Raw genomic sequence first — 13,351 nt, 5'->3', positions numbered from 1 at the left:
CCGGGCCGCGCCTGCCAGGCCGCACGCTGTCTCGTCCCTCGCCTCGGCTGGCTGCCGAGCGGGTGGGCCCCGGGTTCCCCGCCGGATGAGCGGGCCGACACAGTACTGGGCCCCGCGTGCCCGTACGCCCGCCCACGCGGGCGGGTGTCCCGGCTCAGGCCCGGGCCGCGCCTGCCAGGCCGCATGCTGTCTCGCGCCTCGCCTCGGCTGGCTGCCGAGCGGGTGGGCCCCGGGTTCCCCGCCGGATGAGCGGGCTGGCACAGTACCGGGCCCCGCGTGCCCGTACGCCCGCCCACGCGGGCGGGTGTCCCGGCTCAGGCCCGGGCCGCGCCTGCCAGGCCGCACGCTGTCTCGTCCCTCGCCTCGGCTGGCTGCCGAGCGGGTGGGCCCCGGGTTCCCCGCCGGATGAGCGGGCTGGCACAGTACTCACCGTGGCAGAGGAACTGCGGATAGGGCTGCTGGGTGCAGCCGCGATCGCGCCGACGGCGTTGCTGGGGCCCGCGCGGCGGACGCCGCGGGTCTCGGTGGTGGCCGTGGCCGCGCGGCAGCGGGCGCGGGCCGAGGTGTTCGCGCGCAAGCACGGCATCCCCGTGGTGCACGACAGCTACGCGGCGCTGCTCGCCGATCCGGGCCTGGACGCCGTGTACGTGCCGCTGCCCAACGGCCTGCACGCCGAGTGGACGCTGGCCGCGCTGGACGCGGGCAAGCACGTGCTGTGCGAGAAGCCCTTCACCGCCAACCAGGCCGAGGCCGAGCGCGTGGCCGACGCCGCCGACGCGGCGTACACGCGCGACGGGCTGGTCGTGATGGAGGCGTTCCACTACCGCCACCACGCCCTCGCGGAGCGGATGCGCGCGATCGTGGCAGGCGGCGAGCTGGGTCGGCTGCGTCGCGTCGAAGCCGAACTCAGTTTCCCGCTGCCGAAGTTCAGCGACATCCGCTACGACTACGGCCTCGCGGGCGGCGCCACCATGGACGCCGGCTGCTACGCCGTCCACGTCGCACGGCTGTTGGCCGGCGAAGAGCCGCAGGTGACCTCCGCGCGGATGCTGACGCTGCGCCGCGACCCGCGCGTCGACCGTGCGATGAGTGCGGAACTCGCCTTCCCCGGCGGGGCTTCGGGACGCGTCCGGGCCTCGATGTGGTCGCGACGGCTGCTCGGCATCCGCGCCCGTGCGATCGGCGACGAGGGTGAGCTGACCGTCACCAACTTCGTGGCGCCGCAGTTCTTCCACCGGCTCACCCTGCGCCGCCCGCGCTCCGCCGGCGGCGGCCTGCTCCGCCGCGAGCACCTGCCCCGCCGTCCCTCCAGCTACGACGCCCAGTTGGCGGCCTTCGCGGCCGCCGTCCTGGACGGTGGCCCCAACCTCGCGCCGGCGCGCGACGCGGTGGCGACGATGGGCGTCCTCGACGCGATCTACCGCGCCGCGGGTCTCCCGCTCCGCGGTGGCGGCGAGCAAGGGTGACACGGTGAGTCTGGTCAGCGCGTTCGTCCCGATCTGGATCCTCACTGCCGTTGGGTACGCGGCGCGCCGACGCGGCATGCTGGGCGCGAGCGCGGCCCAGGTGCTGGGGCGGTTCGTCTTCCACATGGCCATGCCCGCCGCACTGTTCCTGAAGCTGTCGGCGACGCCGATCGCGGGGTACGACTACCGCGCACTGCTCGCCTTCGGCGCGAGCACCGCCGCCGTGATCGGGGTCGGCTGGCTCGCGGTCAGCCGGATGTTCGACCGCAAGGCCGGGGAGCGGCCGATCTGGGGCATGGCGGCGGGGTACGTGAACTCCGCCAACCTCGGCATCCCGATCGCCCAACAGGTGCTGCACTCCGTCTCGTTCCTCGCCGAGGTGGTCCTGCTGCAGACGCTGGTGCTCACGCCCGTCGTCCTGATCGCGCTGGACCGGCACGGCGACGCCGCGGGACGGGTGCGGCTGCGCCGGATCGCGGGACTGCCGCTGCGCAACCCGGTGATCCTCGCCTCCGCCCTCGGCGTGGTCTGGTCGGCCGGGCACTTCCCCGTGCCGCAGGCCGTCTCCTCGCCGCTCGCCCTGCTGTCCGGCGCGGCCGTGCCCGTGGCGCTGATCGCGCTCGGCGCCTCGCTGCACCGCGACTCGAAGGTGCGGGTGGCCGGCGTGGAGACCGGCGTGATCACCGTGCTCAAGCTGCTCGCGCAGCCGCTGCTCGCCCTCGCCTTCGGGCTGCTGCTGCACCTGACGGCTCCGGACCTGCTCGCCGTCGTCGTCTGCGCGGGCCTGCCGACGGCGCAGAACACCTTTATCTTCGCCCAGGAGTACGGCGTCGGCGAGGCCCTGGCGAGCCGTGCGGTGATCGTGACGACCGCCTTCTCCCTCGCCACCCTCGCCGCCACGACGGCCCTGCTGGGGTAGCGACCGCTGCGGCTACCGCGCCGCGCGGTCCAGTGCCTCGTCCAGGGCCAGGGCCGCCTCGACCAGGGCGAGGTGGGTGAACGCCTGGGGGAAGTTGCCCAGTTGCTCGCCGGTCGGGCCGATCTCCTCGCCGAAGAGGCCGACGTGGTTGGCGTAGGTGAGCATCTTGTCGAAGGCGTACCGGGCCTCGTCCAGGCGGCCCGCACGGGCCAGGGCGTTGACGTAGAGGAAGCTGCACAGGGAGAAGGTGCCCTCGCTGCCGCGCAGGCCGTCGGGGGAGGCCTCGGGGTTGTAGCGGTAGACCAGACTGTCGGAGACCAGCTCCTCGCCCATCGCGTCCAGCGTCGCGAGCCAGCGGCGGTCACGCGGGCTGACGAAGCCGGTCAGCGGCATCCAGAGCAGTGAGGCGTCGAGCACGTCGCCGCCGTAGTACTGGACGAAGGCCTGCCGCTTCTCGTTCCAGCCCTTCTCCATCACCTGCCGGAGGATCGCGTCCCGGGCCGCTGTCCAGCGGGGCAGGTCGGCGGGGCGGGCCAGGCGCTGGGCGGCGCGGATGCCGCGGTCGAAGGCGACCCAGCACATCAGCCGGCTGTAGGTGAAGTCGCGGCGACCGCCGCGGGTCTCCCAGATGCCCTCGTCGGGGCGGTCCCAGTGGTCGCAGAGCCAGTCGAGCAGCTCGGCGACCCGCACCCAGCCGTCGTAGCCGGCGACCTCGGCGACGTGGGAGTCCTGGGCCAGGCCGTAGACCGCCTCGCCGTAGATGTCGAGCTGGAGCTGGTCCGCGGCGCCGTTGCCGATCCGGACCGGGGCGGAACCGAGATAGCCCTCGAAGTGGTCCAGGGTCTCCTCCACCAGGTGCGGGTCGCCGTCGATCCGGTACATGATCTGCAGCGGTTCGCCGGAGGCGGTCTGCCCGGCCCGCAGCCGGTCGCCCAGCCAGCGGCGGAAGGCGTCGGCCTCCTCGCTGTAGCCGAGCCGGATCAGCGCGCTGACCGCCAGCGAGGCGTCCCGCACCCAGGTGAACCGGTAGTCCCAGTTGCGCTCCCCGCCGACCTGCTCCGGTAGGCCCGTCGTCGCGGCCGCGAGCAGCGCACCCGAGGGCGCGTAGGAGAGCAGCTTGAGCGTGATCGCGGAGCGGTTGACGACCTGCTGCCAGCGGCCCCTGTAGCGGCAGCGCGCCGTCCAGTCGTGCCAGAAGCGGTGGGTGTCGGCGAACTCCTGGACGACCTCGCGTTCCACCAGGGCGGGCGGCGCGGGATCGCCGGGAGCGCCGGTGGTCAGCACGATGCCGGTCAGGTCGCCCTGGCGCAGGGTGAACGAGCTGACCGCGTCGCCGTTCTCGACGTCGAGGAAGACCGGGCCGAGCGCCTGCAGGTGCGCCGTTCCGGCGGCGGAGCGGAAGCTGACGCCGTCCGGCCCGACCACCGTCTCGTGCCCGGCCCGGCCGTAGTCGAAGCGCGGTCGGCACTCCAGCCGGAACCGGACGGTGCCGCGCACCACCCGCACGCCCCGGATGATCCGGCGCCGGTCGTGCGCGGTGTGCGGGTCGTGCAGCGGCATGAAGTCGATGACCTCGCCGATGCCGTCCGCGGTGAGGAAGCGGGTCACCACGATCGCGCTGTCGGGGAGGTAGAGCTGGCGCACGGTCACGTCGGCCGGGTCGGCGACGTCGGCGGCGACGGAGAAGTGGCCGCCCTTGTCGCGGTCGAGCAGGGAGGCGAACAGCGAGGGGGAGTCGAAGCGCGGGGCGCAGAAGAAGTCGACCGAGCCCTCGGCGGAGACCAGGGCGCAGGTCTGAAGGTCCCCGATGAGTCCGTGGTCGGCGATCGGCGGGTAGCGGCGCATCGCGGGCTCCTCCTCGGCTGCGGACGGAGCCCGGTGCCCGGTCCCCGAGATCCAGACATACCAGGGCAGAGCGGACCCCGCGCGCGCACCTGCTCCCTCCGTGGCTCCCTCCCCGGCAGAGCGTGCCCTACCGTGTGCGCATGACGGCGCCGACACCCCCGCTGCTGCACCGGCGGTTCCCCGAACTCGCCGGGACGCTGCCGTTCCTGCGGCTGGGCGAGGGCCCGACCCCGGTCCGTCCGCTGGACGGGCTCGGCACCCGGACCCCGGTATGGGTCAAGGACGAGAGCGGCTACGGCGACGGTGCCTGGGGCGGCAACAAGGTCCGCAAGCTGGAGTGGCTGCTGCCCGACGCGCGACGGCGCGGCACCCGCACGCTGCTCAGCGTCGGCGGGCTCGGAACCAACTGGGGCCTCGCGGCCGCCTGCTACGCCCGCGAGCAGGGCATCGAGGTGGCGCTGGGCCTGATCGACCATCCGGTCGACGACCATGTGCGCGAGCAACTGGACCGGCTGCGCGCCTCCGGTGCGAGCCTGCACTTCCTGCACTCGAAGACCCGGCTGATCCTGGCCGCGCCCTGGCTCTTCGCCCGTCACACCCACGGGCTGTGCCCGCCCGCGTACCTCCCGGCCGGCGGTTCCTCGCCGCTCGGGGTGCTGGGCGCCGTGGAGATCGCGCTGGAGCTCGGTGAGCAGGTGGCGGCGGGAGAGCTGCCCGAGCCCGCCTGGCTCGTCACCGCGGTCGGGTCCGGCGGCACCACGGCGGGCCTGGCCCTCGGACTGCGGCTGGCCGGTGTGCGCACCCGGGTCCTCGGCGTCGTCGTCAACGACACGCTGCCCCTGGACGCCGGGACGCTGCTGCGTCTCGCCCGTCGCTCGGCGTCGCTGCTGCGCGCGCGGGGCGCGGACCTGGGCGGCCTCGACCTGCCCGGCGACGCGCTGCGGATCGAGACGGCCTGGCTGGGCGAGGGTTACGCCCACCCCACCGACAGCGGCGACGCCGCGCTGGCCCGCGCCTCGGCCGAGGCCGGGCTGACCCTGGAGCGCACCTATACCGCGAAGGCGCTGGCGGCCCTGCTGGACCTCGACGCCGCCGGCGGTCTGGACGCGGCGGGTGGCGGCCCGGTCGTCTTCCTGCAGACCCACGGACCACGGACGACGTGAGCAGCCGCCCCGGGTGGCAACGGGCGTGCACGGATTCACACCAGAACATGGAGATGATCCGTACGGGGATCGATAAGATGAGGGCGTTCGCATTTTTTGGGAGGGCCGTGATGGAGCGTGAGCCGAAGCAGGAGCGGGCCATGCAGACGAAGGCCACGATCCTGCGTGCAGCGGCCGAGGTGTTCGACGAGTGCGGTTACGCGGGGGCGAGCATCAGCAAGATCATTTCCAGGGCCGGGACAACCCAGGGGGCGATGTACTTCCACTTCCGGTCGAAGGAGGCACTCGCGCGTGCGGTGATGAACGCTCAGCCCTCCACGATCGTGCCGCAGCTCGCCTCCCAGGGCCTGCAGCGTCTGGTCGACATCACGATGGTCTGGGCCATGCGGATGCGCACCGACCCGCTGCTGCGGGCCGGGGTGCGCCTGACCAACGAGCAGGGCACGTTCGGCGTTCGCGATGCCACCCCGTACACCGAGTGGGCGGAGATCATGGCCGAGTGTCTGCGCGTGGCTCAGGCCAAGGGGGAGCTGCAGCCGGGCATCGACCCCGGGGAGGTGGCCCGCTTCATTGTCGCCGCGTGCACCGGCATGCAGATGTACGCCGAGGCAGCCACGGGGCGGGCCGACCTGTCCGAGCGGGCGGTGAGCATGTGGCAGCTGCTGCTGCCGGCGGTCGCCGTGCCTACGGTCGTCTCGCGTACCGTCGTGAACCCCGAGCTGCCGCTCACGGTCGGCGGGCCCGCGTGAGCCAGTCCGCGCACCCGAAACCGTTCGTTTCCGCATGCCTGATTCCTGGAGACCGCATCACCGTGGCACTGCAGCAACTACGCCTGGTCGCCCTGAACATCGATGGCGTCCTGCTCAACGACACCTTCAGTCCGGTCATCCACCACTTCGTGGTCAGCCGCGGAGGTACCTACTCGGCCGACCTCGAACGGCGGATCTTCTCACAGCCACGGGACGTGGCAGGGCGCGAGATGGCAGCGGCCGTGGTGCCCGACCTCACGGGGGAGGAGGCGCTGTCGGCGTACTTCGCCGACCGTGACGACTACCTGCGCGGTAATCCGGTCGCACGCGCGGACGGCGCGGTGGACCTGCTTCACCGTGTTCGCCTGCTCGGCCTGGGCGTCGTCTGTTACGGCGGCCTCGACAAGGAGCACTTCGATCGCTATCTGGGCGACGTGGCCGATCTTTTCGACGGGCCCGGGTACGTCTGCACCAACGATTTCCGGCCCGGCATTCGCGAGATCGCGGAGATATTCGGCCTCGAACCGGACCGGACCCTCTTCGTCGACGACGTGGCCAGGGTCGCCGAGGCGGCCCGTGACCTGGGAGCCTCCTTCATCGGCGTGCCCACGTCCTTCCCGCACAGTCACCAGCGCGAGTTGATGAGGGAAGCAGGCGTGCGCCACCTGGTCGACCGACTTGGCGCCATCGACGAGACCCTGTTGCGCGCCGTCGATGCCGAAGCGGCCCTGGACCCCGCGAGGCAGCGGTAGGCGTTGGACACGGCGGGTCGACCCAGTGACGGCACGTGAATCGAGGGGACGGCGATGAGCACCGGAAACGCACCGGACATCCGCGCGGGCAACCAGCTCGAGGGGAAGGTCGCCCTCATCACCGGTGCCTCGAGCGGCATCGGTGCGGCGGCGGCGCGTCTGTTCGCCGCCGAGGGGGCCGCAGTGGTGCTGACGGCGAGACGCAAGGACCGGCTCGACGAGGTGGTCCTCGGGATCGAGGCGGCGGGTGGACTGGCCGTTGCCGTAGCGGGGGACGTGACCTCCGCGGAGGACTGCGAGCGAGCCGTCGCCGTGGCCGTGGACACCTACGGTCGTCTCGACGCGGCGTTCAACAACGCCGGTTGGGCCACCGCAGGACAGGTCCTGCACGAGATGACCGAGGGTGACTACCGCCGGACCCTGGAAGTCAACGTGACCGGCGTGTGGAACTGCCTGCGCGCGCAACTGCCGGCCATGCTCGAAAGCGGTGGGGGATCGGTCGTCAACACCTCCAGCGTGGCCGGCACCCGCGCCACGGGGGCATCCGCGGCCTATGTCGCCGCCAAGCACGCGGTCATCGGGCTGACGCGAGCGGCCGCAGCCGAGTACGGGACGCAGGGCGTCCGGGTCAACGCCCTGGTCGTGGGCAGCACCCGGACGGAGATGATGGACCAGGTCCTGGCCGGGACACCGGCGCTGGAGGAGGCGTTCCTCAACGAGTCCGTACAGCGTCGCATGGCCGAGCCGTCCGAGGTCGCCCGCGTGGCGGCCTGGTTGTGCAGCGACCTGTCGTCCTTCGTCACCGGCGCGGCCGTCGCGGTCGACGGCGGGACCACGGCGATCTGACGCACCTGGCTCCGTCCCCCTGGGGAGTGCGCCGCGGGATGCGTGCGCGTCGGGCGTGAACGGCCCCGGCGGACGCGCGTGTCCGCGCGCCGCCGGGACCGCGCATGCGGGAGCCGCCGCCGGGTCGGGGCGTCAGCAGGGCTCGAACCGGACGAGGGCCGAGAAGACCTGCTCCTCGTCCTGCACCGCTGTGACCAGGACCAGCGGCCTCCTGTGCGCGGACATGTTCGCTGGGTCGCCGGCCACGCCGGACACTCTTTCGGCCTGGATCCCGCAGGGGCTGTCGAACTCCCCGTAGCGCGCGAACGTGGCGTCAAGGGCGGTGGGGACGAGGGGATACGGGCCCATCGCGGAGTGCGCGGCCTGTCGGGCGGCCTCCAGCAGCAGCATGCCCGGGACGTGGTCCAAGGGGTGGTCGAACAGTACCGGGTGGCGCGGGTCCACTCGGAGACGGTGGCCCGCTGACCGCTCGTCGGCGGGGGACAGAACGACATCGGCCTGACGGCTTCGCCGGACACTGCCGCTCGGCACCCCGGGCGGCACGGGGGCGTCCTGGATCTCGCCCCACGCCTTCTCGGCGCGGTCGCCGCGCAGTCTGCGGTAGACCGCCGGCGGGTGGTTGCGGAACGTGCTCTCGGCGGTCCCCAGCGGTCGACCGTTCGCGACGAGCTCCACCTGCATGGTCATCCCCGCCAGCACGGAGCCGCGCCGGGATAAGTCCGCACACGTCACCAGGAGTTCGACGTCGGTCGGCCCGCAGTCCGTCGCCAGACCCTCGGGTGTGAGGTCGTAGCGGAAGTGGCTCCACGACTGGCGATGGCCGAACGGGACTCCGTAGGCGACGTGGCTGAGCAGCGGTACCGCCTGCCTGACCGTCTCGGCGACGAGCATCGGGTCGTGGAAGCCGGCGGCGGACTTGTAGAACGGGTGGTTGCCGGGCCACCGTGCGGTGATCTTGAAGGTGTCCTGGCCGGTGTCCTGCCAGCCGGTGAGGAGGATCTCCGAGGCTGTGTCCTTGTGCACGTACTCACGTGGAACGGCAGTCGGTGTACATGGAGCCGGTGCGGTCAGCAAGTGGTCCCCCTAGAGGTTCGGCACGCGATCCCAAGTTGATCGTGTGCCACCAAATAATATAAGAGTGGTCACTTTGTTCTCTACCGTGCTCGAGTGCCGGCTTTCACGGATGTGGCTGATGAGACGAATCGCCTCCAAGGTCTCTTAAGCCCTATTTGTTCCATCTGACGGTGGGCCCGTCGTGCAGGAGATGCGCCGTCGGTGCCCCGTCGGGCCGACGTGAGTGCGACCACGACACCGGAGGGCCACATAGAATACATAACGATTGGTTTGTTTTGCTGCTACGCTCGTTGCCACGTCAGTGGAGAGGTGGAAGTCACCACGCCGGCGCACGCAGGGAGCCTGCCGCCCGCCTCGGTTGAGCGCGTCCGGAGTGGGAAAACATTACGGCTGCTCTGTTTTTTCTGCTTCCCGCCCGGATCGACGTCCAGCACCAACGGCCGCAATCAGGAAGGCACTGGGGGAGATGGTCCACGTCCTCGTAGTCGGCGAACACGCCGCTGCACCCGAATCCGTGGTGCACGATCTCAGGCGTCAGGGATACGACGTCATCAGTGTCAGCACCGGTGCCGAGGCCCGCCGGGCGCACCCGGGCGCGGACCTGGTGCTTCTGGACCTCGACCTCCCGGACCTCGACGGGATCGAGCTCTGCGGAGCCATCCGGAGGGCCGGCGACACACCCGTCTTCGCCTTCACCACACGGGACGCCGAGATCGACCGGGTCCTCGCACTGCAGGCCGGCGCAGACGACTGTGTCACCAAGGGCACCGGCCGGCGCGAGGTGCTGGCGCGGATCGCGGCCATCATGCGCCGTGCCCAGCGCGGTCCGACGAGCTCTCGGTCCATCTCACTCCCGCCGCTTCACATCGACGGCAGAACGCGCAGTGTGCACGTCGACGACCGCGAGGTCGACCTGACCGCGAAGGAGTTCGACCTGCTCTACGCGCTGGCGGCCGACCCGAAGGACGTCCATTCGCGCCGGGAGCTCATGGCGAGAATCTGGCGGAGCGAGCGGCCCGACTCCAGTCGGACCCTGGACACGCACGTGAGCAGTCTGCGAACGAAGCTGGGCAGCGGCAGGTGGATCATCAACATACGGGGGGTCGGCTACCGCATCGGCGCCGTGAAGCCCGTGCACCCGGCGTTCCGTTCCGGTCCGCGCAGGCTCGCCAACGTGGCGCACATCAGCCGGGCCGAGGGCGCATCCTGACAGGTTGAGGTCCTCCGTCAACTGCCCAGTTTCACCGGTCAGTCAAAGAGGTGGTTCCCCGCCTGCGGTTTCGACAGGCTCGGAAGGCACTACCCCGAGCAACCGATGAGGTCGGCAGAAGGATGGTCCCCATGAAGAGGCTTGTCCTCGAACCCAGTGAGCGCAGGCAGATCGACCGGCTGGTCGACGACCTGGTCGTCGAGTTCGGCCCGTGGGAAGCGGCCCAGTTCGTCCCGCACGCCAAGAGGGTGGCGGAGTCGCTTCCGATCCGGGTCCGGCAGTTCTTCCGGCGGGTGTTGTCGGCGGAGACCGACGTGGCGGTGGTGTCGGGACTTCCGCTCAGCGAGGACCTCGCACCCACGCCGACCGGCTGGGAGATGGCCGCCAAGACCGGTGCCGGCGCTCGGGAGGAGGTCGTGCTCACGCTGCTCAGCGCCCTGCTCGGCGAGCCGTTCGCCTGGGGTGACCAGCAGAACGGTCGCATGGTGCACGACGTGTGCCCGGCGCCCGGCAAGGAGCTCTCGGAGACGAGCGGCAGCAGCACCGCCCCGCTGTCGCTGCACACAGAGGACGCCTTCCACCAGTGCCGCTGCGACTATGTAGCGCTGTCCTGTCTGCGCAACGACGACCGGATCGCCACCACGGTGGTGCGGGCGGACCGGATCGCCCTGCCGCCGCGGCTGGCCGCGATCCTGTCCGAGAGGCGGTTCCACCACCGCCCCGACCAGTCGCACGTCGGGCCCCACGGACATGCCAGTGAGGCTGTGGACACGGACGCGATCCTGTTCGGTCCGGCCGAGGCGCGGTACCTGCGGATCGACTTCGACGACACCTGTGCCGCGGACCAGGACGACCACGACGCCGCCGAGGCCATCACCGAGTTGTACGCCCACGTGTGTGCTGCCCGGGAGAAGGTGGTGCTGGAGCCGGGAGACGCGATCTTCCTCGACAACTACCGTGTGGTGCACGGGCGGGACCCGTTTCAGCCGCGGTACGACGGGACGGACCGCTGGTTGAAGCGGGTCAACCTGATCCGTGACATACGCCGGGTCTACCTCGCCACCGAGTCCCGGTCGCGGGTCATCGGGTGAAACCGCCGTCGTGGGTGGCCGGGATCCTCGCCCGGTCGCCGCGGCGCCCCGTCCCGCGACGAGGCCGCCCGGACCGGAGCCGGGCCCGTCGCCTGCCGACGGTCAACCTGGTTGAATCGTGAGGAAATCGCCTGGCGGCAGCCTTGTGGCCGCACGACCGTCGCTGTTGGCTGTGGCGTGTGGACCTCAGCCCCGGCGTCATACCTTGGTGAGCTCACGTCTGCGGGCCGGCCGGTCGGCGGCCGCGGACGTGCCCCCGCCGGACGTGTCCCCGCCGGACGTGTCCCCGCCGGACGCGGCCCCGGTGAACTGTCACCAGGCGCTGGGCTGCGATCCCAGCGCCTTTCTGAGGTCCAGCTGGCCGTGGCGGTCCTTCGCCTACCTGTTGTGCGGCGCGCTCGTGGTGTTCCTGGTCATCGCCGGGGCCATGCAGGAACCGCTGCACATCGGCCGGCTCCCCGACTACGCGCAACCGCTGGTCGTCCTCCTGCTGTCCGCCCTGCTGGGCATGCCGATCGCCGCGACGGAGCGTCGGCGCCTGCGGCTGGTGGACGCCGAGCCCATCGGCAACCCGCACGTGGCCCCGGACGAGCCCGGCCTCAGGGCGTGGCTGTTGCTGCGTCTCGGTGAGGCGGCGACCTGGCGTGAGTTCGGCTACACGATCTCTCTCACGTTCGTGCTGCCACTGATCGATCTCGGCGGAGTCCTGCTGGTCGCCTGCGTGGCCTTGCTCATCGTCGCCCCGTTCGTGGCACCCTTCGCGGGCCTCGGCCCGCTGGTGGTGTTCGGTGGCTGGCACATCCGCAGCCTGCTCGATCGGGCGCTGCTGGAGGTCGTCGGCCTCGCCCTGCTCCCGGCGTCGGCCTACACGGTGACCGCGCTGGCAGCGGGGCGGGCGTCGTTCGTGCGCCTGCTGCTGGCCCCGCGGGAATCCGAGGTCCTCGCCCGCGTCCAGGAACTGACCCGTTCGCGGATCCGACTGGCCGACGCGTTCGAAGCGGAGCGCAAGCGGATCGAGCGCGACCTGCACGACGGCGCGCAGCAGCGGCTGGCCGCGCTGATCATGCTGCTGGGCATCGCGGAGCACGAGCTCAAAGGGCAGCGGACCGACGCCGCGCACCTGGTGGCCAGAGCCCGCAGGGAAGCCGAAGGCGTGCAGGCGGACCTGCGGGAGCTGATCCGCGGCATCTACCCCCAACTGCTGACCGACCGCGGCGTCCCGGAGGCGGTGGCCGAGGTCGCGGACCGATGCCCGGTGCCCGTGCACGTCGACATCACCATGGCGCAGCGCCTGGCGCCCGCTGTGGAGACGGTGGCCTACTTCGCCGTGCAGGAGGCGCTCGCCAACGTGGTGAAGCACAGCGGCGCCCAGACGGCGTGGGTGACCGGCGGCCGGGAGGAGGACCGCCTGGTGCTGCGTGTGAGCGACAACGGTGTTGGCGGGGCCCAGTCCAAGGACGGCAGAGGGTTGCAGGGCCTGGCCGATCGCGTCGCCGTGGTGGGGGGCAGGCTCAGGCTGTGCAGCCCGCCCGGCGGACCGACCCAACTAGTCGTGGAGCTGCCGTGGCGAACGCCCGACTGCGCATAGTGCTCGCCGAGGACGCCGTGCTGCTGCGTGAAGGACTGATCGAACTGCTCGAGCGGTTCGGGCAGGAGGTCGTGGCCGCGGTCGGCGACAGCCGTGATCTGATCAAGGCGGTCGAGGAGCACCGTCCCGACATCGTGGTGACCGACGTGCGGATGCCGCCGGACTTCAACGACGACGGACTGCGATCGGCGATGGAGTTGCGCCTGCGCCACCCGGACCTCGCGGTCCTGGTGCTCACCCAGTACGCCGCTACCGCCTACGCCTGCGAGCTGCTGGAGGCGGGCGAGCACTCCCGTGGCGGCCTCGGGTACCTGCTGAAGGACCGGATCGGTGGGGTGGCCGAGTTCCTGGAGGCGGTGGAGTCCGTCAGCAAGGGCGGCACCGTCATCGATCCGGAAGTGGTCCGGCTGATGCTGCGGCGCCGGCAGATGAACGAGCCGCTGGGCCGGCTCACCTCCCGCGAGCGGTCGGTGTTGGGGCTGATGGCCGAGGGGAAGACGAACGCCGACATCGCGGCGGCGCTTCACGTCAGCCAGCCCACGGTCGCCAAGAGCATCGGCGCCATCTTCCTGAAACTCGGCCTGTCCGAGGGCGACGGCCACCGCCGGGTGCTGGCCGTGCTGACCTTCCTGCGGTCCTGACCACCCA

Annotated in this window: 12 protein-coding genes; 10 read left to right on the top strand and 2 right to left on the bottom strand. The window is 71.5% G+C overall.

Annotated elements, in window-relative coordinates; genetic code table 11:
• The first annotated feature begins 431 nt into the window (after nt 1-431).
• Complete coding sequence (locus ABH931_RS18750; RefSeq protein ID WP_370114666.1) at nt 432-1,466, top strand: Gfo/Idh/MocA family protein; 1,035 nt, start codon at nt 432-434, stop codon at nt 1,464-1,466.
• A gap of 4 nt (nt 1,467-1,470) precedes the next feature.
• Nucleotides 1,471-2,385, top strand: coding sequence for an AEC family transporter (locus ABH931_RS18745; RefSeq protein WP_370114664.1), 915 nt, complete (start codon nt 1,471-1,473; stop codon nt 2,383-2,385).
• A gap of 12 nt (nt 2,386-2,397) precedes the next feature.
• Here ABH931_RS18745 and ABH931_RS18740 read toward each other — a convergent pair whose 3' ends face one another.
• Entirely contained in the window at nt 2,398-4,230 is a 1,833-nt protein-coding gene (locus ABH931_RS18740) for a glycoside hydrolase family 15 protein (protein ID WP_370114662.1), read from the bottom strand.
• Between the two features lie 140 nt (nt 4,231-4,370).
• Here ABH931_RS18740 and ABH931_RS18735 point away from each other — a divergent pair, with 140 nt between their 5' ends.
• The 4 genes from ABH931_RS18735 (at nt 4,371) to ABH931_RS18720 (ending at nt 7,740) form a co-directional block, all read left to right on the top strand.
• Nucleotides 4,371-5,393, top strand: a complete 1,023-nt coding sequence (locus ABH931_RS18735; RefSeq protein ID WP_370114660.1) for a 1-aminocyclopropane-1-carboxylate deaminase/D-cysteine desulfhydrase — start codon at nt 4,371-4,373, stop codon at nt 5,391-5,393.
• Between the two features lie 110 nt (nt 5,394-5,503).
• A complete protein-coding gene (locus ABH931_RS18730) occupies nt 5,504-6,142 on the top strand; it encodes a ScbR family autoregulator-binding transcription factor (RefSeq protein WP_370114658.1) in 639 nt (212 codons plus the stop codon).
• Between the two features lie 56 nt (nt 6,143-6,198).
• A complete protein-coding gene (locus ABH931_RS18725) occupies nt 6,199-6,894 on the top strand; it encodes an HAD family hydrolase (protein WP_370114672.1) in 696 nt (231 codons plus the stop codon).
• 54 nt (nt 6,895-6,948) lie between these two features.
• Nucleotides 6,949-7,740, top strand: coding sequence for an SDR family NAD(P)-dependent oxidoreductase (locus ABH931_RS18720; RefSeq protein ID WP_370114655.1), 792 nt, complete (start codon nt 6,949-6,951; stop codon nt 7,738-7,740).
• Between the two features lie 132 nt (nt 7,741-7,872).
• Here ABH931_RS18720 and ABH931_RS18715 read toward each other — a convergent pair whose 3' ends face one another.
• Nucleotides 7,873-8,814 carry a ScbA/BarX family gamma-butyrolactone biosynthesis protein gene (locus ABH931_RS18715; RefSeq protein WP_370114653.1) on the bottom strand — a complete coding sequence of 314 codons (942 nt, stop codon included), beginning with the start codon at nt 8,812-8,814 and terminating at the stop codon, nt 7,873-7,875.
• 466 nt (nt 8,815-9,280) lie between these two features.
• Between ABH931_RS18715 and ABH931_RS18710 the strand changes: the two genes are divergently transcribed.
• The 4 genes from ABH931_RS18710 (at nt 9,281) to ABH931_RS18695 (ending at nt 13,344) form a co-directional block, all read left to right on the top strand.
• Entirely contained in the window at nt 9,281-10,024 is a 744-nt protein-coding gene (locus tag ABH931_RS18710; RefSeq protein ID WP_370114651.1) for a response regulator transcription factor, read from the top strand.
• Between the two features lie 131 nt (nt 10,025-10,155).
• On the top strand, nt 10,156-11,115 hold the full coding sequence (locus ABH931_RS18705) for a TauD/TfdA family dioxygenase (protein WP_370114650.1): 960 nt from the start codon (nt 10,156-10,158) through the stop codon (nt 11,113-11,115).
• Between the two features lie 208 nt (nt 11,116-11,323).
• Nucleotides 11,324-12,703: a sensor histidine kinase gene (locus ABH931_RS18700; protein ID WP_370114648.1), complete on the top strand. Its 1,380-nt coding sequence runs from the start codon at nt 11,324-11,326 to the stop codon at nt 12,701-12,703.
• A complete protein-coding gene (locus ABH931_RS18695) occupies nt 12,679-13,344 on the top strand; it encodes a response regulator (RefSeq protein ID WP_370114646.1) in 666 nt (221 codons plus the stop codon). The genes ABH931_RS18700 and ABH931_RS18695 overlap by 25 nt, the downstream gene beginning before the upstream one ends.
• The last annotated feature ends 7 nt before the right edge of the window (nt 13,345-13,351 follow it).

Origin of the sequence: Streptacidiphilus sp. MAP12-33 (assembly GCF_041261265.1) — a bacterium.
In the GTDB taxonomy this organism is placed as follows: domain Bacteria; phylum Actinomycetota; class Actinomycetes; order Streptomycetales; family Streptomycetaceae; genus Streptacidiphilus.
Note: the sequence above shows the minus strand (reverse complement) of the source record. Positions and strands in the feature narration are given on the sequence as shown.

Excerpts from the sequence above, each read along its gene's own strand:
- ABH931_RS18740 (WP_370114662.1), bottom strand. The coding sequence starts at position 4,230 with ATGCGCCGCTACCCGCCGATCGCCGACCACGGACTCATCGGGGACCTT.
- ABH931_RS18735 (WP_370114660.1), top strand. The coding sequence starts at position 4,371 with ATGACGGCGCCGACACCCCCGCTGCTGCACCGGCGGTTCCCCGAACTC.
- ABH931_RS18730 (WP_370114658.1), top strand. The coding sequence starts at position 5,504 with ATGGAGCGTGAGCCGAAGCAGGAGCGGGCCATGCAGACGAAGGCCACG.
- ABH931_RS18720 (WP_370114655.1), top strand. The coding sequence starts at position 6,949 with ATGAGCACCGGAAACGCACCGGACATCCGCGCGGGCAACCAGCTCGAG.
- ABH931_RS18710 (WP_370114651.1), top strand. The coding sequence starts at position 9,281 with ATGGTCCACGTCCTCGTAGTCGGCGAACACGCCGCTGCACCCGAATCC.
- ABH931_RS18705 (WP_370114650.1), top strand. The coding sequence starts at position 10,156 with ATGAAGAGGCTTGTCCTCGAACCCAGTGAGCGCAGGCAGATCGACCGG.